Genomic DNA, 16,394 nt, shown 5'->3' on the forward strand with positions numbered 1-16,394 from the left:
CGTTATCCGCTGCGGGGCGCCGCTTACGCGAGCGTCTGGCCGGTGATGCGCTCGAGCGCTTCCTGGTACTTGGCGCTGGTGCGGGCGACCACGTCGTCCGGCAGCTTCGGCGCCGGCGCAGTCTTGCCCCAATCCTGGGTTTCGAGCCAGTCGCGCACGAACTGCTTGTCGAACGACGGCGGGTTGGTGCCCACTTCGTACTGGTCGGCCGGCCAGAAGCGCGACGAATCGGCCGTCAGCGCCTCGTCCATCAGGAACAGCTTGCCGTGCTGGTCGAGGCCGAATTCGAACTTGGTGTCGGCGATGATGATGCCGCGCGTGGCCGCGTAATCGGCCGCTTCCTTGTACAGGCGGATCGAGATGTCGCGGATCGTGGCGCTCAGTTCGGTGCCGATGCGGCGCTCGCATTCGTCGTACGAGATGTTCTCGTCGTGGTGACCCATTTCGGCCTTGGCGGCCGGCGTGAAGATCGGCTCCGGCAGCTTCTGCGCATTTTGCAGGCCCGCCGGCAGTTCCACGCCGCACACCGCGCCGGTCGCCTGGTAGTCCTTCCAGCCGCTGCCGGCCAGATAGCCGCGCACCACGGCCTCGATCATGATCGGCTCGAGACGCTTGACCACCACGCCGCGGCCCTCGACCTGCGCCACTTCGTCGGCGGCCACCACCGATTCCGGGGTGTCGCCCGTCAGGTGGTTCGGGACGATGCCCGCGAGCTTGTCGAACCAGAAATTCGCCATCTGGTTCAGCACGCGCCCCTTGTTCGGAATCGGCTCGCCCATCACCACGTCGAACGCCGAGAGGCGATCGGTCGTGACGATCAGGAGCTTGTCGGTGCCGACCGCGTAGTTGTCGCGGACCTTGCCGCGACCGAGAAGCGGCAGCGAACGGAGCGTGGATTCGTAAAGGGTAGACATCGTCGTCTTCGCAGAAAATGGGGCCAAACAAAAAGGGAAACGCCGTTCCCCGCGGACAGGCGGGAACGGCGGCTGAATTTCCGGCCGGCGCCGCCCGGATCGACCAGGCGGCAAAACCGATATGTTAGCGCACGAGCTGGGCGAGCTCGCCAGCCTTGTATCGCTCGGCGATCTTGTCGAGCGACACCGGCTTGATCTTGCCGGCCTGACCTTCGCAGCCAAAAGCGAGATAACGCGCCACGCAAACCTTCTTCGCGGCTTCGCGCGCCGGCTTCAGGTAGTCGCGCGGATCGAACTTGCCCGGGTTCTCGACGAAGTAGCGGCGGATCGCGCCGGTGATCGCCAGACGCAGGTCGGTGTCGATGTTGATCTTGCGCACGCCGTGCTTGATGCCTTCCTGGATTTCCTCGACCGGCACGCCGTAGGTTTCCTTCATGTCGCCGCCGAATTCGCGGATTTCCGCGAGCAGCTCCTGCGGCACCGACGACGAGCCGTGCATCACCAGATGGGTGTTCGGGATGCGCGCGTGGATTTCCTTGATGCGCTGGATCGACAGGATATCGCCCGTCGGCTTCTTCGAGAACTTGTAGGCGCCGTGCGAGGTACCGATCGCGATGGCGAGCGCGTCGCACTGGGTTTGCTTGACGAAGTCGGCGGCTTGCTCCGGATCGGTCAGCAATTGCTCGCGCGTCATCGTGCCGTCGGCGCCGTGGCCGTCTTCCTTGTCGCCCTTCATGGTCTCGAGCGAGCCGAGCACGCCGAGTTCGGCCTCCACCGTCACGCCGATCGAGTGGGCCATTTCCACCACGCGACGCGACACGTCGACGTTGTATTCGTACGACGCCACCGACTTGCCGTCGGCTTCCAGCGAGCCGTCCATCATGACGCTGGTGAAGCCGCTGCGGATCGCCGCGAGGCAGACCGCCGGCGACTGGCCGTGATCCTGGTGCATCACGACCGGAATGTGCGGATACGATTCGACCGCCGATTCGATCAGATGGCGCAGGAACGCTTCGCCCGCGTACTTCCGGGCGCCGGCCGAGGCCTGCATGATCACGGGCGCGCCGACTTCGTCGGCCGCCGCCATGATCGCCTGCACCTGCTCCAGGTTGTTCACGTTGAATGCCGGCAGGCCGTAGCCGTGTTCCGCTGCGTGGTCCAGCAGTTGACGCATTGATACGAGAGGCATTGTGGTACTCCATGGAATGAAAACCGGCGCGCCCTGGTTGGCGGCGCGCTGCCTGCCCCGGTGAAAACCTGGGGGCGGCGCGCGCGGCCGAGCGTCGAATGGGCGCCATTTTATCGCGAAGCGTCCCGCGTTTAGTCCGGATTACGGGCGGATTCCGCAATTTGTTACGACTTCCGTCTCGTGTATCACGGAAATCGCAACCGCTTTCGTTCGGTGTACCACGAAAAAAAACGAAAAAAAGCCGCGCGGGGTGATCCGACCCCCACGCGGCTTTTTCATGACCCGGCGAACCGGGCCGAGCCGGTTCAGAATGCGTCGCCGACCCGCACGATCTTCAGCGTATTGGTGCCGCCCGCCTGCCCCATCGGCTCGCCGACGGTGAGCACCACCATGTCGCCGCGCACCACGTAACCCTGGCGGATCACGATCTCGAGCGCTGCCTGGAGCGCCGCATCGCGGTCGCTGTTGAAGTCGACATGCAGCGGCACGACGTTGCGGAACAGCGCCATCGCGCGCTCGCTGCCCACGCGCGGCGTCAGCGCGAAGATCGGCACGTGGGTGATGTGACGCGACATCCACAGCGCCGTCGAGCCCGATTCGGTCAGTGCGATGATGGCCTTCGCGCCGAGATGGTGGGCCGTAAACAGCGCGCCCATCGCGATCGACTGGTCGATCCGCGTGAACGTGCGATCGAGGAAATCCTTGTCGAGCTCGACGGCCTCCGATTTCTCGGCCTCGACGCAGATCGTCGCCATCGTCTCGATCGTGACCACCGGGTACTTGCCCGCGGCCGATTCGGCCGACAGCATCACCGCGTCGGTGCCGTCGAGCACGGCGTTGGCGACGTCCGACACTTCGGCGCGGGTGGGCACCGGGGCGTGGATCATCGATTCCATCATCTGGGTGGCGGTGATGACGAGCTTGTTCGACTCGCGCGCCATGCGGATCATGCGCTTTTGCAGCGCCGGCACCGCCGCGTTGCCCACTTCGACGGCCAAGTCGCCGCGCGCGACCATGATGCCGTCCGAGGCGTCGAGGATGTCCTGCAGCGCGGGAATCGCTTCCGCGCGCTCGATCTTGGCGATCATCTTCGGCTTGATGCCGTAAGGCGCGCCCGCGATGTTCGCGAGTTGCCGCGCCATTTCCATGTCGGTGGCGTTCTTCGGGAACGACACCGCCACCATGTCCGCGCCGAGCGACATCGCCGTGCGGATGTCTTCCATGTCCTTGGCGGTCAAGGCCGGTGCCGACAGGCCGCCGCCCTGGCGATTGATGCCCTTGTTGTTCGACAGCTCGCCGCCCACCTTGACCGTCGTGTGGATCTCCTCGCCGAGCACGCGCTCGACGGTCAGCACAATCAGGCCGTCGTTGAGCAGCAGCAGGTCGCCGGCTTTCAGGTCGCGCGGCAGATCCTTGTAGTCGAGGCCCACGCGCTCGTCGTTGCCGAGCTCGCAGCCAGCGTCGAGGATGAACGGCTGGCCCGGTTCGAGCTGGATCTTGCCGTTCTCGAACTTGCCGACGCGGATCTTCGGACCCTGCAGGTCGGCCATGATCGCGATTTCCCGGCCGACCTTGCGAGCGGCCTCGCGAACCATCTCGGCGCGCTGGCGGTGATCGTCAGCCGTGCCGTGCGAAAAATTGAGTCGTACGACGTCGAGCCCCGCCTGAATCATCTGCAGCAAAATCTCGGGCGAGCTGGAGGCAGGGCCGATCGTGGCGACTATCTTGGTGGCGCGAAACATGAAACTCCTCTTGAGGGTCGGGTTGGATGCGCTGGAGAGACTGCTACGAGAGCCGGAACCCGCCGGCCCAGCGGCCGGTGCTCCGGTGTGCGCGCGGGCATCGTCGGCCTGCGTCGCTTTGTTCTGTCTGTAATCCGTGTGCATCGCGGCCGGGCGGCCGGCCTTTCGGCCTTGCCGCCCGCCGGTGCGCGAACCGGGGCGTGCCCGCGCCGCCCCGTCGCCTTCCGGCGCGCTCCACGCGCGACCGCGCGTCATCCTCAGGCCGCGCCGCGCGTCTCGAGCACTTCCACGGCCGGCAGCGTCTTGCCTTCCAGGAATTCGAGGAAGGCGCCGCCGCCCGTCGAGATGTAGCTGATCTTGTCGTGAATGCCGTACTTGGCGATGGCCGCGAGCGTGTCGCCGCCACCGGCGATCGAGAACGCCGGCGAATTGGCGATCGCCTCGGCGAGCGTCTTGGTGCCGTTGCCGAACTGGTCGAACTCGAACACGCCCACCGGGCCGTTCCAGACGATCGTGCCGGCCTTTTCGAGCTGGCCGGCCAGCGCGCGGGCGGTGTCCGGGCCGATGTCGAGGATCAGGTCGTCGGCTTCGATCTCGCTGACCTTCTTGACCGTCGCCACGGCGGTGGGCGCGAATTCCTTGGCCGTCACCACGTCCGACGGGATCGGCACCGAGGCGCCGCGCTCGCGGGCCGCGTCGATGATGACCTTGGCTTCGGCCACCAGGTCCGGCTCGGCCAGCGACTTGCCGATCGACAGGCCGGCAGCCAGCATGAACGTGTTGGCGATGCCGCCGCCGACGATCAGTTGATCGACCTTCTCGGCCAGCGACTTCAGAATGGTCAGCTTGGTCGAGACCTTCGAGCCGGCCACGATCGCCACCAGCGGGCGCTTCGGATTGCCGAGCGCCTTGCCGAGCGCGTCGAGTTCCGCAGCAAGCAGCGGGCCTGCGCAGGCGATGCCGGCATGCTTGGCGATGCCGTGGGTGGTGGCTTCGGCGCGGTGGGAAGTGCCGAACGCGTCGTTGACGTAGATGTCGCACAGGGCGGCCATCTTCTGCGCCAGCGCGTCGTCGTTCTTCTTCTCGCCCTTGTTGACGCGGCAATTTTCGAGCAGCACGACGTCGCCCGGCGCGACCTTCACGCCGTTCTCGACCCAGTTCGCGACCAGCGGCACCTCACGGCCCAGCAGCTCGGCCAGGCGCGCGGCGACGGGAGCGAGCGAATCCTCGGGCTTGAATTCGCCTTCCGTCGGACGGCCCAGGTGCGAGGTGACCATCACGGCGGCGCCGGCGTCGAGCGCCGCGCGGATCGCCGGGACCGACGCACGCACGCGGGTGTCTTCGGTGATGTTGCCGTGATCGTCCTGCGGCACGTTCAGGTCGGCGCGGATAAAGACACGTTTGCCGGAGACTTTCCCCTCGGCGATCAGGTCGGTAAGACGCTTAACTTGGCTCATGGGACAGATTGAAGGTTGATGAAGGAAGGCGTTGCGGAAAGATCGCGCGCGGGCTGCCGACGACGGCGCCGGACGGCCGGGCTGGGCCGTGCGACGCGCACGAAATTTCGGGAAAAACTCATTCTAGCCGATCGGCCCCGCGGCCTGCCCCGCCGCGCGGCGAATTCCCTTTATTTGGCGCGAGGCTTTCGATGCTGCAACGCAGCATGACAAACCCGCACCGTGCGGGGCGGCGAACTCTCAGGTGATCAGGCGCAGCAGCGTGAAAACCACCATCCCGATCAGGATCGTGCCGATCATGCTGCGTCGCCATAAAAACCAGCCGAGGCCGGCCGCGGCGGCGTAGAAATCGTGATTGGAGAGGGCGAACGAGAGGCCGGCGGGGGTATCGAGCACGTCGGGCAGCACCACCGCGACCAGCGCCGCGGCCGGCGCGTAACGCAGCGCGCGCTGGGCGCGCTCGGGCAGGATGGTGCGCTCGCCGCCGATCAGGAACAGCGCGCGCGTGACCGCCGTGACCACCGTCATGCAGGCGATCGTCCACCAGATCGTCGCGTTCTCGCTCATCGCGCGCCGCCTTCGCCATCGCGCCCGACGTCGGCCGGATCGATCGCATCGCGCGGCCGGACCTCGGCGCGCAGGCGACGCCAGTCGGCCCGCTCGATCACCAGGTCGGCCAGCGTGCCGGCCGCGAGCGCCGCGAACACGGCGATCGGCAGCCCGAGCCGGTACGGCAGATCCACGGCCAGCAGCGCCGCGATGCCGGCCACCGCGACGGCGGCCAGCGTCGAGCGATTCGCCACCGCCGACACCATGATCGGAATCAGCGCCAGCGTGCCGGCCAGCCCGAGGCCCCATTGGTCGGGCACCACGCTGGCCAACGCGATGCCGGCCAGCGACGACACCTGCCACGACAGCCAGCTCGCCAGCGCCATCCCCCAGAAATAGGCTTCCTTGCCCGGTACGTAGCCGTTCGCGAAGCCCTGCTTGATGAACAGCAGGTAGATCACGTCGCCGTTGAAATAGCCGATCGCGATGCGCCGCCACGGTGACAGATAGGAGAAATGGGGAGCCAGCCCCGCGCTGAAGATCACGAAGCGCAGGTTGACCATCGCGGCCGTCAGCAGGATGGTCCAGATCGGCAGCTTGGCCGCCAGCAGCGGCAGCACGGCAAGCTGGGAAGAACCGGCGTAGACGAGGAGCGTCATCCAGACCGCCTGATCGGTGGTCATCACCGATTTGCTCATCGCAATGCCGGTGACGAGGCCCCAGGACAGGATGGCGGTGAGCGTCGGCGCGTAATCGCGCGCCCCTTGAATCAAGGCGAAGCGATCGGTGGCGGACAGACGAGCGAGCATGGGAGGGGGCCGCGCGGCACGGAAAACCGGGCGGACGCGCCTCGCGCAGTGCCTCCCGTCGTGTTTTCGTTGAAATGGTGGCGCGATTATAGCGCCGGACCCCGCTGGACAGGTCGTCGCACCGGGAAAAGACGCTAAAATGCACGACCGGCGCGGCCTGTGCAGCGCGCCAGCGCGCCGCCCGGCGGGCCTCGATGCCGCCTCGGCCTGCTGCTGCGCACTGGCGTGCACGGCCGCGAGCGTGCCGCGAACGAGGTTTTTCGTTATCGTGTCGGGCAACGGCGGCACACAGCGCCGCCGTCCCCCTATTGCAACAAGAGACCGCCCCATGAGTGAAATCAAGGAACGACCGCTCGTCGAACTGTCGGCCAAGGATCTGCCGGCCTACTGCCCGAACCCGGCGATGACGCGCTGGAGCGCGCATCCGCGCGTGTTCATCGACGTCACCCACGGCGAGGCGCGCTGCCCCTACTGCGGCACGCGTTACACGCTGCGCGCGGGCGAAGTCGTCCACGGCCACTGAGCGCGCATCGGGCGGCCTGCCGCCCGGCAACGGTCGAGCCGGCATCGCCCATGGCGATCGGCAAACAGGCCGGCGAACCGCCCCTTATTCCCCGCAACCCGAGCGCGGCGCCCTGGCGCCGCGTTTCATTACGACACCGGACTCCACCTGATGCGTCGCGCGTTGGTAATCGCACCGAACTGGATCGGTGACGCATTGATGGCGCAGCCGCTTTTCGCGCTGCTGAAGAAACTGCATCCGCGCATCGTGATCGACGCGGTCGCGCCCACCTGGGTCGCGCCGGTGCTCGAACGGATGCCGGAAATCCACGACGTGCACGCGACCGACCTCGCGCACGGCAAGCTGCAGATGGTGCGCCGCTGGCAACTGGCGAGCGACCTGCGCGATGTCGGCTACGACGCGGCCTACGTGCTGCCGAATTCGTTCAAGTCGGCGCTGATCCCCTGGCTGGCCGGCATTCCGCTGCGCATCGGCTACACCGGCGAGTCGCGCTACGGGCTGCTGAACGTGCGCCACGCGAACCCGCCGAAGGCGCGCGATGCGCGCCCGCCGATGGTGCCGTTCTACGCGTCGCTGGCCTATACGCCCGGCGCGAAGCTCGACGAGCAGCTCAAGGCGCTGCCGATGCCGCGCCTCGACGCCGACCTCAACGAAACGGCGCGCGTGTCCACGCGCTTCCATCTCGACACCCGCAAGCCGCTGATCGTGTTCTGCCCCGGCGCCGAATACGGCCCGGCCAAGCGCTGGCCGCCCGAGCATTTCGCGGCGCTCGCACGCATCGTCAACCAGTCGTTCCCGTATACGCAGATCATCGCGCTCGGTTCGCCGAAGGATGCGCCGGTCGCGCAAGCGATCGCCGACGCGGCGCCCGGCGTGCGCAACCTCTGCGGCCAGACTTCGTTGTCCGAAGCGTGCGCGCTGATCGCGCGCGCCAACGCGGTGGTCACCAACGATTCCGGCCTGATGCACGTGGCGGCCGCGTTGCGCCGCCCGCTGGTGGCGCTCTACGGTTCGACCGACCCGCGCCATACCCCCCCGCTGTCGGAGCAGGCAAAGGTACAATGGCTCCACCTCGAATGCAGCCCCTGCTTTGAGCGCGAATGCCCGCTCGGCCATCTGAACTGCCTGCGCGAGCTCGGCCCGGAACAGGTATTCGGCGACTTGCGCGGGATGCTGGTCGGACAGCGCTGAAGCGCGGCGGGCCCGGCCCGGTGTGCGATCGAGTGCGACATTGCGGTACTTGCGAAGGCGGCCTCGCGGCCGCTGCCTTGTAACAGCGCGTTTGCGCGCGAGAGATAATCCCGATGCCACGTTTTGCCCGCCTCTTCGAAGCCGCCGCCGACACGCTGAACGCCTATTACCAGTCGATCGCCGACGCCAACCTCGACGCCCTGATGGTCTTGTGGATCGACGAGGATTTCGCGAGCTGCATCTGGTCCGACGGCTCGCACCTGCACGGGCTGGAGCAGATCCGCAGCGGCTTCGCGCAACGGATGACCGCACGCCCCGTCACTATCGAGCCGCTCGATATCCGCGTGTACGACAGCCTCGGCACGGTCGTCTACACGGTGGCGGAAGCCCATCAGTACGCCGATGCCGGCACCGAGCCGGACATGGTGTTCACCACCTACGTGATGATCCACGAGCGCGGCGAATGGCGGGTCGCACACATCCACGCCAGCCCGATTCCCGATCAGGCGGCCAGCCAGTTCGCCGCCAAGATCCGCCACGGCCAGGGGCCGCTGCACTGACACACGGCCTCGCGCCTTCGGCACCTCGCCTCGGATACGCGCCATGAGTTCCGCCTGCCCCTCCCCGCCGCAATCGCCTTCGCCGTCCGTGGTGCCGGCCACGCCGGCCGAGCTGCTGCGTTACGTGGCGCCGCGCTGGCTGCCGACCAATCACGCGCAGACGATCTTCCCCGCGCTGTTCGGCCGCCGGCCCGAAGTACGCTACCGGCGCGAGCGCTGGGACACGCCCGACGCCGATTTCATCGATCTCGACTGGATCGCGCCGCCGCCCGGCCTGGCGCCAGCGCCCGACGCGCCGCTGATGGTGGTGTTCCACGGCCTCGAAGGCAGCTCCGATTCGCGCTACGCGCGCCTGCTGATGGCTGCAGCCCAGGCACAGGGCTGGCACGGCGTGGTGCCCCATTTCCGCAGTTGCAGCGGCGAGATGAACCGCCAGCCGCGCTTCTACCACCTGGCCGACGCCGACGAACTCGACTGGATCCTGCACCGCCTCGCGGCCGGCCATCGCGGGCCGGTGTTCGCGATCGGCGTGTCGCTCGGCGGCAACGTGCTGCTGCACTGGCTCGGCCAGCAGCGCGGCGGGCGCGACATCGTCGCGGCCGCGGCGGCCGTGTCCACCCCGCTCGACGTGCATGCGGGCGGCCGCGCGATCTCGACCGGCTTTTCGATGGTCTACACGCGCGCGTTCCTCAAGACGTTGAAGGTCAAGGCGCTGGCCAAGCTCGAACAGCACCCGGGCCTGTTCGACAAACGCGCGGCGCTGGCCGCGCGCAACATGCATGAATACGACGACGTGGTGACCGCGCCGCTGCACGGCTTCAGCAGCGCCGACGACTACTGGACCCGTGCGACCGTGCGCCCGCTGCTGCGCGCCATCGACACCCCCACCCTGATCCTCAACGCGCGCAACGACCCGTTCCTGCCGGCCACCGCCCTGCCGGGGCCGGGCGACGTGTCGGCCGCCGTCGAGCTCGATCAACCCGAACACGGCGGGCACGTCGGCTTCATGTCCGGCCGCTTCCCGGGCCAGGACGACTGGCTGCCGCAGCGCGTGTTCGGCTTCGTTTCCCGGTTTCTCGACCATGGATGAGATCGTCCGCCAGGCCATCGCGAAGTGGCCCAACGTCCCGCACTGCACCGGCTGGCTGCTGCTCGACCGCCGCGGCGACTGGCGCATGCGCGACGAGGCCGCGCAGGCCGCCCATGAACCGGGCACGCCGATCCGCCACACGGCGCTGATCGCGTTCATCTCGCGCAACTACGAGCGCGACGCACAAGGCCAGTGGTATTTCCAGAACGGCCCGCAACGCGTGTACGTGGAGCTGGCCTATACGCCGTGGATCGTGCGGCTCGCGGCCGTGGACGGCGCGCTGACGCTCACCGATCAGGCCGGCCAGCCGTTCGAGCCGGCCCGCGCGTGGCTCGACGACGCGGGCAGCGTGCTGTTCTCCGATTCGGACGAGCCGCCGCGCGTGGCCGCGCTGCACGATCACGATCTCGACCTGTTCGCCGATCACGCCACGCTCGACGACGGCGGCACCGGCGGCTGCTTCCACTGGCGGCCCGGCGTCGATCTCGCGCTCGCCGAAATTCGCCGCGACGCGGTGCCGGCGCACTTCGCGTTCGTCGCCAGCCCGGCCGAAAAGGCACAGGCCGAGGCCGCCCCGCCCGCGCGCTGATCTCGTACCCGGCCGATCGCCTCGGCCTCGACCTCGGCCTCAGCCGCGATCGTCGTCCTTGTCGTCCTGCTCTTCCTTGTAGCGCCGCTCGAAATCGTGCAGCCGCGCCGTGATGATCGATTGCTCGTAGAAACTGACCGCCTTGTCGTCGCGCGCCTCGCGCAGTTGGCGGATCGCCGACGGCCAGGCGCCGTCCAGCGCGAGCTTTTCGGCCTGCGCGCGCCGCCGCAGGATCGCATCGCCGCTGCCCTGCGCCGCCTGCGCGAGCCAGGCCCACCAGTCGGGCTGACGCGGATCGGCATCGGCCTGCCGCTGCGCGAGCGCCTGCGCCTCGCCAAACCGCTTCGCCGCCACCAGTGCCTGCAGATGCACGACGATCGCCGCGTGCGAGCCCGGCCAGCGCTGCTGCGCGCGTTGCGCGAGACGCACCGCGTCGGCGGCGCGGCCCGCGCGGCGCGCGATCTCGGCGGCCAGCACGTCGAGGCTCGGGGTGCTCGGGGCGCCTGACGCATTCGATACATTCGACGCGCCGGCCGCCACCGCGCCCTCGTCGCGCTGCACGGTCTCGAAGCGCTCGCGCGCGGCCGCCAGCGCCCGGTCGGCGTCGTCGAGATTGCCGAGCAGCATCTGGCCCAGCGCGATGCCGTACCAGTTCGCGGCCACGTTCGGCGCGACGCGGTCGTCGAGCTCGCCGCGCATGCGGCGTACCTCGGCTGCGATATCGGACGGCGTATGCGGCTGCAAAATCCGCAGCCGCGCGCGCACCAACGCGTATTCGGCCGACTGGCGCGGCTGCCGGTATGGCGCGCGGCGCGCGCGGTCGTCCATGTCGGCGATGCGATCGGTGGTCAGCGGGTGCGTGCGCACGTATTCGGGTACACCGGCGTCGCCCATCGTCGAGCGGTCGAGCCGCTCGAAGAAACCGGGCATGCCGTACGGGTCGTAGCCCGCGCCGGCCAGCAACTGGAAGCCGACGCGATCGGCCTCGCGCTCCGCGCCGCGCGAGAAGCGCAGTTGGTTGTCGACCAGGTAGGCCTGGCCGCCGAGCGCGATCGCGCTGCCGAGATCGCCGCTGCGCGCGAGCACGCCGGCCAGCACCCCCACCAGCATCGAGGCCAGCGCCGCGTAGCCGGATTTCTCGTTCGCGCCGATCATCCGCGCGATATGCCGCTGCAACACGTGGCCCATCTCGTGGCCGAGCACCGAGGCCAGCTCGGATTCGGTGCGCGTCATGATCACCAGGCCGCTGTTCACGCCGATGAAACCGCCGGGCAGCGAGAACGCGTTGATCTGCGGATCGCGCATCGGGAACAGGTCGAAATCGGGCCGCTCGCCGCCGATGAACTGCGCGGCCGCGGCGGCCGACAGCTTCGCCGCGACCGCGTCGAGATAGTCGCGCACGAGCCAGTCGTCGAGATAGTCGGGATCGCGCCGCACCTCGCGCATCACGCGCTCGCCGAGCCGGCGCTCGGCCTGCGGCGTCAGCGCGCCGCCGGAGCCATCGCCGAGGTCGGGCAACTGCTGCGTCTGCAACGGGCGGCGCAGGCTCGGCGTCGAGGCCGGCGTGCCCGACAGCCGCGCGCGCTCGCCGCCATAGGTGCCGAACACGCCGGGGGCGATCGCGTCGGGAATCTCGGGCGCACTGGAGAGGCCGTCGAGCAGGCGCGGCAGCGGCGCGCCGGGCGTGGATGGCGTGCGCGGGTCGGACGTGGCCGCATGCGCCGGGCTGCCGGGCGGCACGGCCAGCGCGATCGACAGCGAGACGGCGAGCAGCGACGACGGGATACGGGACGAGATACGGAACGAGATACGCATGAGCGGCATCGGACGCGGAAGCGGATCGGAAGCGATCGGCAACGATCGGGACGCCGGCCGAGCTCGTGCAGAGCACGCCGAGGCCCGGCTGGCGGCAACGGCTGCCATTGTAATGGCGGGGCGCTGCTATGATGAGCGCCCATCTCAGGAGCGAATCATGTCAGGACTTACTCACTTCGATGCGGCCGGCCACGCGCACATGGTGGACGTCGGCGACAAGCAGGAGACGCGGCGCATCGCCGTGGCGCGCGGCGCGATCCGCATGCTGCCCGACACGCTCGCGCTGATCCGCGACGGCCGTGCGAAGAAAGGCGACGTGATCGGCATCGCGCGCATCGCGGCGATCCAGGGCGCGAAGCGCACCGCCGACCTGATCCCGCTTTGCCACCCGCTCGCCCTGACGCGCGTCGCCGTGGATTTCGAGTTCGACGACGCGCTGCCCGGCGTGCGCTGCACGGCACAGGTCGAGACGTTCGGCCGCACCGGCGTGGAGATGGAAGCGCTGACCGCCGTGCAGGTCGGGCTGCTGACCGTGTACGACATGTGCAAGGCGGTGGATCGCGGGATGATCATCACCGACGTGGGCGTGGCCGAGAAGCGCGGTGGAAAATCGGGCGACTGGAAAGCCGAGGCGTGAAGCAACGCCACCTCGCCTGACAAAAAACCAAGGCCGCTTCGTCGCTACCGAAGCGGCCTGGTTATTTGATGCGGCTCGTTACCCGTATCGCGCGACTCAGGCGATTTGCGCCGACGAGAGCTTGGTTTCCAGTTGCGACTGCAGTTGATCGATAGTAAACGACGATTCGATGCGCTCCACTTCAAAACCCTTCGCCACCAGATCGCGGATATACATCTTGTTGTAAATCACCGCGAAAACGATGCCGGGGACGATCGCGCCGATCCCCATCGTGACCAGCGAAATGGCGCAGGTCGCGCCGAAGATGATGGCGGCCCACTTGAAATCGCCGCGAAACAGCGCCGGGAAAAAGCCGAAAAACAAGGTCGTCCAGGAAAAGCCGACCGGGGCTTTCTTGATCGAGCCGAACGTCGGATGCTTGAATACGATTGCGGAATGCGCCATTAATCCCCCGTAGTGCCGTTGTAAATACGTGTTCGCGGATTTTACACAGACAGGAATGAAAGGCAAGGCACTGAAAACGTATTCAGCGCGAATATTCGTGCGGCGATAGCGCATTCGCTACATCAGGCCTATTCAATTCATTTTAAAATCGCCATCGTGCAACACCGAATTTTCATATCAAAATAAAACCGGGCGGCATGTGCGATACATGCCGCCCGGTTCTTCAAACACTCGCTGCGCCAATCAGAACGCCGTGCGAATCCCGACGCGCGTCACCGTCTGATTATGCGAGGACGACTCGCCCAGGCTGCCGATCGAGGCAAACTGATTCCCCGACGTATGCTGATACAGCGCCTGCGCATACACCTCGGTGCGGCGCGACAGGTGATAACCGGCCGTCGCGCCGATCTCGTTGTAATGCGGATCGTTGCTGCGCCCCGCGATCTTCACCGACGAGTTCGTATAGAGATACATCGCGCCAACATAGAACGCCGACGTGAAGTCGTACTTCGCGTTGACTTCGACGTTGTCGAACTTCACGTTGCGCAGGACGCCGGCCAGCGGCGCCGCATCGAGGATCGTGTGCGTGTAGACCAGGCCGAGGGTGGCCGAGCCGAGCACGTAGCTCACGCCGGCCGCCGCCACGCGCTGCGTGCCCGCGTGATACGGCGAGCCGACCACCGCGCCCGAGGTGTTCTGATCCTCGCCGCCCGCGTTCATGTACGCCGCGGCGGCCGTCAGCGGGCCGCCGTCGTAGCGCGCACCGACGCTCCAGGCGCGGTTGGTCGCGAACTGGCCGGCCTGATTGCTGAAGCCGTACAGGCCGCCGAACTGCACGCCCGAGATTTCCGCGCTCGTGTATTTCACCGCGTTGTTGATGCGGAACGATTCGTCGAGGTTGTCGGCGTCGAACGGATGGCCGAACAGACCGCCGCCCCAACTGCCGGCCGCGCTCAGGGGCGCGACGTAGTCGACCACCGAGTCGTACTGGCGGCCGAGCGTCACCGTGCCGAAGCGGTCCGACGACAGCCCGACGTAGGCTTGGCGGCCGAACATCTCGCCGCTATCCGCCAATTGGCCGGTGCTGACACTGAAGTTGTTTTCGAGCCGGAAAATCGCGTGCAGGCCGCTGCCGAGATCCTCGCTGCCTTTTATGCCCCAGCGGTCGCCGAGTTGCCGGAGATTGCTGGCGAGCACGTAATTCGAATGCCCTGCCTGATTACTGATGTAATCGAAACCTTCATCGATCGTGCCATACAACGTGACGCTGCTCTGTGCATACGCCGTGCCGGCGGAAACGGCCAGTAACGCCGGGATCAGCGATTTTGCGATTCTCATGATTTCCCCAGGGAGTGAAGCGCGCATGGTTAATGGTTTGGTGGCGCGCTTCATGAATATGGCGAACGGGATTCTAGAGAAGCGAGCTTTCGGCACGATTACCGGTGTCGCCGTTGCGCAACAGCTTGCCAATCACGCGATTCAGGGCGCGGCTTGCCGCGCCCGAGCGCTTAAGGCGCGGGGGCTTTTCAATGCAAAACCCGACAATGAAAATTGACTACGCTTATCGAGTGACGCAGCGAATATCGGCGTATCTGTTTTTCAATTTACTTTCCGATTTCTGACGATTATCGATAACTACGCGGCAATATCGAACGGCAACGCGCCGGGCACACACCCGGCGCGCCGCGTCATTTCTGCGTCGCGCCTTTCGGCTCGAACACGAACGGCTGCGTCAGCGTAAACGGCGAGGGCATGGCCCCGTAGGCGCCCTGCTGCGTGCAATGGGCATGCGACATCGCCGCCACGGCCGCGCGATCGGCCGCGGGATTGCGGCTGCCGGTCGTGATCGTCACGTTTTCGGGTTCGCCCGCCGCGGTGATCAGCGCGCGCACCAGCACCGTGACCTGACGGTCCAGCGGACGTGCATCGTCGGGATAGATGGCCACGGGAATCTTGCAGGACAAGGTATTTTCGTGCGGCAGGAACATGGCGCAGCCGGCCAGTTGCGCGGCAACGAGCGGCAAGGCGAAATACTTCGCGTGGCGAATCATGACGAGGCTTCCCCAGGGTATGAACGTCGCGTTGGTCAGGCGCGATGGCCAAGCGGCGCCGGGGAGCGCGACGACGCCCGGCTGGGCGGAGCATCGCGCGCCTCGGCGCCGCTTGGCGGGTAATGAGCGTTTTTTCGTGTGCTGCCGAGTGCGCAGCTTACAGCAGCGACTTCGCCTGCGTCAGCACCTTGTCGCACACCTGCTTGGTCAGTTGTTGCTTGACGCCCGCACCGCTCAGGTCGAGCGTCTTGCCGTTGCCGGCGTCGAGGATGCCGCTGCTGCCGCTCGTGAACCCGCTGTCCGACTGCGGGTTGCCGCCGAGCTTGCCCAACAGTTGATCCTTGACCGAGCCGGCGCTGCCGCCGCCCAGGTATTGGTTCTGGATGCAGAACTGCAGCACGCCCGCGACATTGCCGAGGCTCGACGGCATCAACGACGAACCGCCTCCGCCCAGTGCGCCGCCCAGGCCACTCAAGCCGCCGAGGTTGCCGGCAAGGCCGCCGGAATTCTGCGTGGCGCCGCTGCCGGCTTGTTTCAGCATGTCGCCGAGTTGGGCGTAGGCACCGGTCGCCGTTAGCGACAGGCCGATCAGGGCGCCGGCTGCAATCGCCCGGCCAGTACGAAGCTTCATCATGATCCTCCCAGGTTACGAGATGACGGCGGCACTCACGATGTGCCGGAATGCCGGCAGCCAGCATAACCGAAGCGCCGGGGCGAACCGCGTCGCGAGTCGCGGATCGGGGCCGGGATTGACGATGTTTGACGGAATGGGCGTTGGCGGTGGGCGGTGGGCGGTGGGCGGTGGGCGACCGGATGGTGGCATCGCGCCGGCGT

General features: G+C 67.2%; 18 protein-coding genes. 7 read left to right on the forward strand and 11 right to left on the reverse strand.

The features are described 5' to 3' along the window. Window positions 1-23 precede the first annotated feature (23 nt). The 6 genes from AB4850_RS29660 to AB4850_RS29685 all read right to left on the reverse strand — a co-directional run bounded on the left by AB4850_RS29660 (window position 24) and on the right by AB4850_RS29685 (window position 6,660). Window positions 24-914, reverse strand: coding sequence for a phosphoribosylaminoimidazolesuccinocarboxamide synthase (locus tag AB4850_RS29660; RefSeq protein ID WP_414442975.1), 891 nt, complete (start codon window positions 912-914; stop codon window positions 24-26). A gap of 124 nt (window positions 915-1,038) precedes the next feature. After that, complete coding sequence (gene fba / locus AB4850_RS29665) at window positions 1,039-2,103, reverse strand: class II fructose-bisphosphate aldolase (protein ID WP_414442976.1); 1,065 nt, start codon at window positions 2,101-2,103, stop codon at window positions 1,039-1,041. A gap of 305 nt (window positions 2,104-2,408) precedes the next feature. After that, complete coding sequence (gene pyk / locus AB4850_RS29670; protein WP_414442977.1) at window positions 2,409-3,845, reverse strand: pyruvate kinase; 1,437 nt, start codon at window positions 3,843-3,845, stop codon at window positions 2,409-2,411. 257 nt (window positions 3,846-4,102) lie between these two features. Further along, on the reverse strand, window positions 4,103-5,302 hold the full coding sequence (locus tag AB4850_RS29675; protein ID WP_414442978.1) for a phosphoglycerate kinase: 1,200 nt from the start codon (window positions 5,300-5,302) through the stop codon (window positions 4,103-4,105). A gap of 240 nt (window positions 5,303-5,542) precedes the next feature. Further along, entirely contained in the window at window positions 5,543-5,869 is a 327-nt protein-coding gene (locus AB4850_RS29680) for an AzlD domain-containing protein (RefSeq protein WP_414442979.1), read from the reverse strand. Next, window positions 5,866-6,660, reverse strand: coding sequence for an AzlC family ABC transporter permease (locus tag AB4850_RS29685; RefSeq protein WP_414442980.1), 795 nt, complete (start codon window positions 6,658-6,660; stop codon window positions 5,866-5,868). Before AB4850_RS29685 ends, AB4850_RS29680 begins: the two co-directional genes overlap by 4 nt. 328 nt (window positions 6,661-6,988) lie before the next feature. Between AB4850_RS29685 and AB4850_RS29690 the strand changes: the two genes are divergently transcribed. The 5 genes from AB4850_RS29690 (at window position 6,989) to AB4850_RS29710 (ending at window position 10,613) form a co-directional block, all read left to right on the forward strand. Continuing rightward, on the forward strand, window positions 6,989-7,183 hold the full coding sequence (locus AB4850_RS29690; protein ID WP_414442981.1) for a zinc-finger domain-containing protein: 195 nt from the start codon (window positions 6,989-6,991) through the stop codon (window positions 7,181-7,183). Window positions 7,184-7,333: 150 nt separating this feature from the next. Further along, window positions 7,334-8,374: a lipopolysaccharide heptosyltransferase II gene (waaF, locus tag AB4850_RS29695; RefSeq protein ID WP_414442982.1), complete on the forward strand. Its 1,041-nt coding sequence runs from the start codon at window positions 7,334-7,336 to the stop codon at window positions 8,372-8,374. A gap of 113 nt (window positions 8,375-8,487) precedes the next feature. Beyond that, entirely contained in the window at window positions 8,488-8,934 is a 447-nt protein-coding gene (locus tag AB4850_RS29700) for a nuclear transport factor 2 family protein (RefSeq protein WP_414442983.1), read from the forward strand. Window positions 8,935-8,977: 43 nt separating this feature from the next. Continuing rightward, window positions 8,978-10,024: a hydrolase gene (locus AB4850_RS29705; protein ID WP_414442984.1), complete on the forward strand. Its 1,047-nt coding sequence runs from the start codon at window positions 8,978-8,980 to the stop codon at window positions 10,022-10,024. Next, window positions 10,017-10,613 (forward strand): DUF2946 family protein, encoded by a 597-nt coding sequence (locus tag AB4850_RS29710; protein ID WP_414442985.1) that lies wholly within the window; start codon window positions 10,017-10,019, stop codon window positions 10,611-10,613. The genes AB4850_RS29705 and AB4850_RS29710 overlap by 8 nt, the downstream gene beginning before the upstream one ends. Window positions 10,614-10,652: 39 nt before the next feature. Here AB4850_RS29710 and AB4850_RS29715 read toward each other — a convergent pair whose 3' ends face one another. Continuing rightward, complete coding sequence (locus AB4850_RS29715) at window positions 10,653-12,437, reverse strand: M48 family metalloprotease (protein WP_414442986.1); 1,785 nt, start codon at window positions 12,435-12,437, stop codon at window positions 10,653-10,655. Between the two features lie 148 nt (window positions 12,438-12,585). Between AB4850_RS29715 and moaC the strand changes: the two genes are divergently transcribed. Next, window positions 12,586-13,065, forward strand: coding sequence for a cyclic pyranopterin monophosphate synthase MoaC (moaC, locus tag AB4850_RS29720; protein WP_414442987.1), 480 nt, complete (start codon window positions 12,586-12,588; stop codon window positions 13,063-13,065). Window positions 13,066-13,161: 96 nt separating this feature from the next. On the opposite strand, the gene AB4850_RS29725 is transcribed toward moaC, so the two are convergent. Next, window positions 13,162-13,623, reverse strand: coding sequence for a hypothetical protein (locus AB4850_RS29725; protein WP_414442988.1), 462 nt, complete (start codon window positions 13,621-13,623; stop codon window positions 13,162-13,164). 129 nt (window positions 13,624-13,752) lie between these two features. Beyond that, window positions 13,753-14,847 (reverse strand): porin, encoded by a 1,095-nt coding sequence (locus AB4850_RS29730; protein ID WP_414442989.1) that lies wholly within the window; start codon window positions 14,845-14,847, stop codon window positions 13,753-13,755. On the opposite strand from AB4850_RS29730, the gene AB4850_RS29735 reads away from it, so the two are divergent. Continuing rightward, window positions 14,846-15,064, forward strand: a complete 219-nt coding sequence (locus AB4850_RS29735) for a hypothetical protein (protein WP_414442990.1) — start codon at window positions 14,846-14,848, stop codon at window positions 15,062-15,064. The two genes, AB4850_RS29730 and AB4850_RS29735, sit on opposite strands and share 2 nt — an antisense overlap. A 133-nt stretch (window positions 15,065-15,197) precedes the next feature. Here AB4850_RS29735 and AB4850_RS29740 read toward each other — a convergent pair whose 3' ends face one another. Further along, the gene (locus AB4850_RS29740) at window positions 15,198-15,560 is read right to left on the reverse strand and encodes a TonB family protein (RefSeq protein WP_414442991.1); all 363 of its coding nucleotides are present in this window, start codon (window positions 15,558-15,560) and stop codon (window positions 15,198-15,200) included. Between the two features lie 157 nt (window positions 15,561-15,717). Further along, window positions 15,718-16,191 carry a DUF2501 domain-containing protein gene (locus AB4850_RS29745; protein ID WP_414442992.1) on the reverse strand — a complete coding sequence of 158 codons (474 nt, stop codon included), beginning with the start codon at window positions 16,189-16,191 and terminating at the stop codon, window positions 15,718-15,720. Window positions 16,192-16,394: the final 203 nt, after the last annotated feature.

Origin of the sequence: Burkholderia sp. 22PA0106, assembly GCF_047497155.1 — a bacterium.
Classification (GTDB): Bacteria; Pseudomonadota; Gammaproteobacteria; order Burkholderiales; family Burkholderiaceae; genus Burkholderia.

Bases quoted from the DNA above. Each gene is read 5' to 3' on its own strand.
- AB4850_RS29660 (WP_414442975.1), bottom strand. From the start codon at position 914: ATGTCTACCCTTTACGAATCCACGCTCCGTTCGCTGCCGCTTCTCGGT.
- fba (WP_414442976.1), bottom strand. From the start codon at position 2,103: ATGCCTCTCGTATCAATGCGTCAACTGCTGGACCACGCAGCGGAACAC.
- pyk (WP_414442977.1), bottom strand. From the start codon at position 3,845: ATGTTTCGCGCCACCAAGATAGTCGCCACGATCGGCCCTGCCTCCAGC.
- AB4850_RS29675 (WP_414442978.1), bottom strand. From the start codon at position 5,302: ATGAGCCAAGTTAAGCGTCTTACCGACCTGATCGCCGAGGGGAAAGTC.
- AB4850_RS29680 (WP_414442979.1), bottom strand. From the start codon at position 5,869: ATGAGCGAGAACGCGACGATCTGGTGGACGATCGCCTGCATGACGGTG.
- AB4850_RS29685 (WP_414442980.1), bottom strand. From the start codon at position 6,660: ATGCTCGCTCGTCTGTCCGCCACCGATCGCTTCGCCTTGATTCAAGGG.
- AB4850_RS29690 (WP_414442981.1), top strand. From the start codon at position 6,989: ATGAGTGAAATCAAGGAACGACCGCTCGTCGAACTGTCGGCCAAGGAT.
- waaF (WP_414442982.1), top strand. From the start codon at position 7,334: ATGCGTCGCGCGTTGGTAATCGCACCGAACTGGATCGGTGACGCATTG.
- AB4850_RS29700 (WP_414442983.1), top strand. From the start codon at position 8,488: ATGCCACGTTTTGCCCGCCTCTTCGAAGCCGCCGCCGACACGCTGAAC.
- AB4850_RS29705 (WP_414442984.1), top strand. From the start codon at position 8,978: ATGAGTTCCGCCTGCCCCTCCCCGCCGCAATCGCCTTCGCCGTCCGTG.
- AB4850_RS29710 (WP_414442985.1), top strand. From the start codon at position 10,017: ATGGATGAGATCGTCCGCCAGGCCATCGCGAAGTGGCCCAACGTCCCG.
- AB4850_RS29715 (WP_414442986.1), bottom strand. From the start codon at position 12,437: ATGCCGCTCATGCGTATCTCGTTCCGTATCTCGTCCCGTATCCCGTCG.
- moaC (WP_414442987.1), top strand. From the start codon at position 12,586: ATGTCAGGACTTACTCACTTCGATGCGGCCGGCCACGCGCACATGGTG.
- AB4850_RS29725 (WP_414442988.1), bottom strand. From the start codon at position 13,623: ATGCGCTATCGCCGCACGAATATTCGCGCTGAATACGTTTTCAGTGCC.
- AB4850_RS29735 (WP_414442990.1), top strand. From the start codon at position 14,846: ATGATTTCCCCAGGGAGTGAAGCGCGCATGGTTAATGGTTTGGTGGCG.
- AB4850_RS29730 (WP_414442989.1), bottom strand. From the start codon at position 14,847: ATGAGAATCGCAAAATCGCTGATCCCGGCGTTACTGGCCGTTTCCGCC.
- AB4850_RS29740 (WP_414442991.1), bottom strand. From the start codon at position 15,560: ATGATTCGCCACGCGAAGTATTTCGCCTTGCCGCTCGTTGCCGCGCAA.
- AB4850_RS29745 (WP_414442992.1), bottom strand. From the start codon at position 16,191: ATGAAGCTTCGTACTGGCCGGGCGATTGCAGCCGGCGCCCTGATCGGC.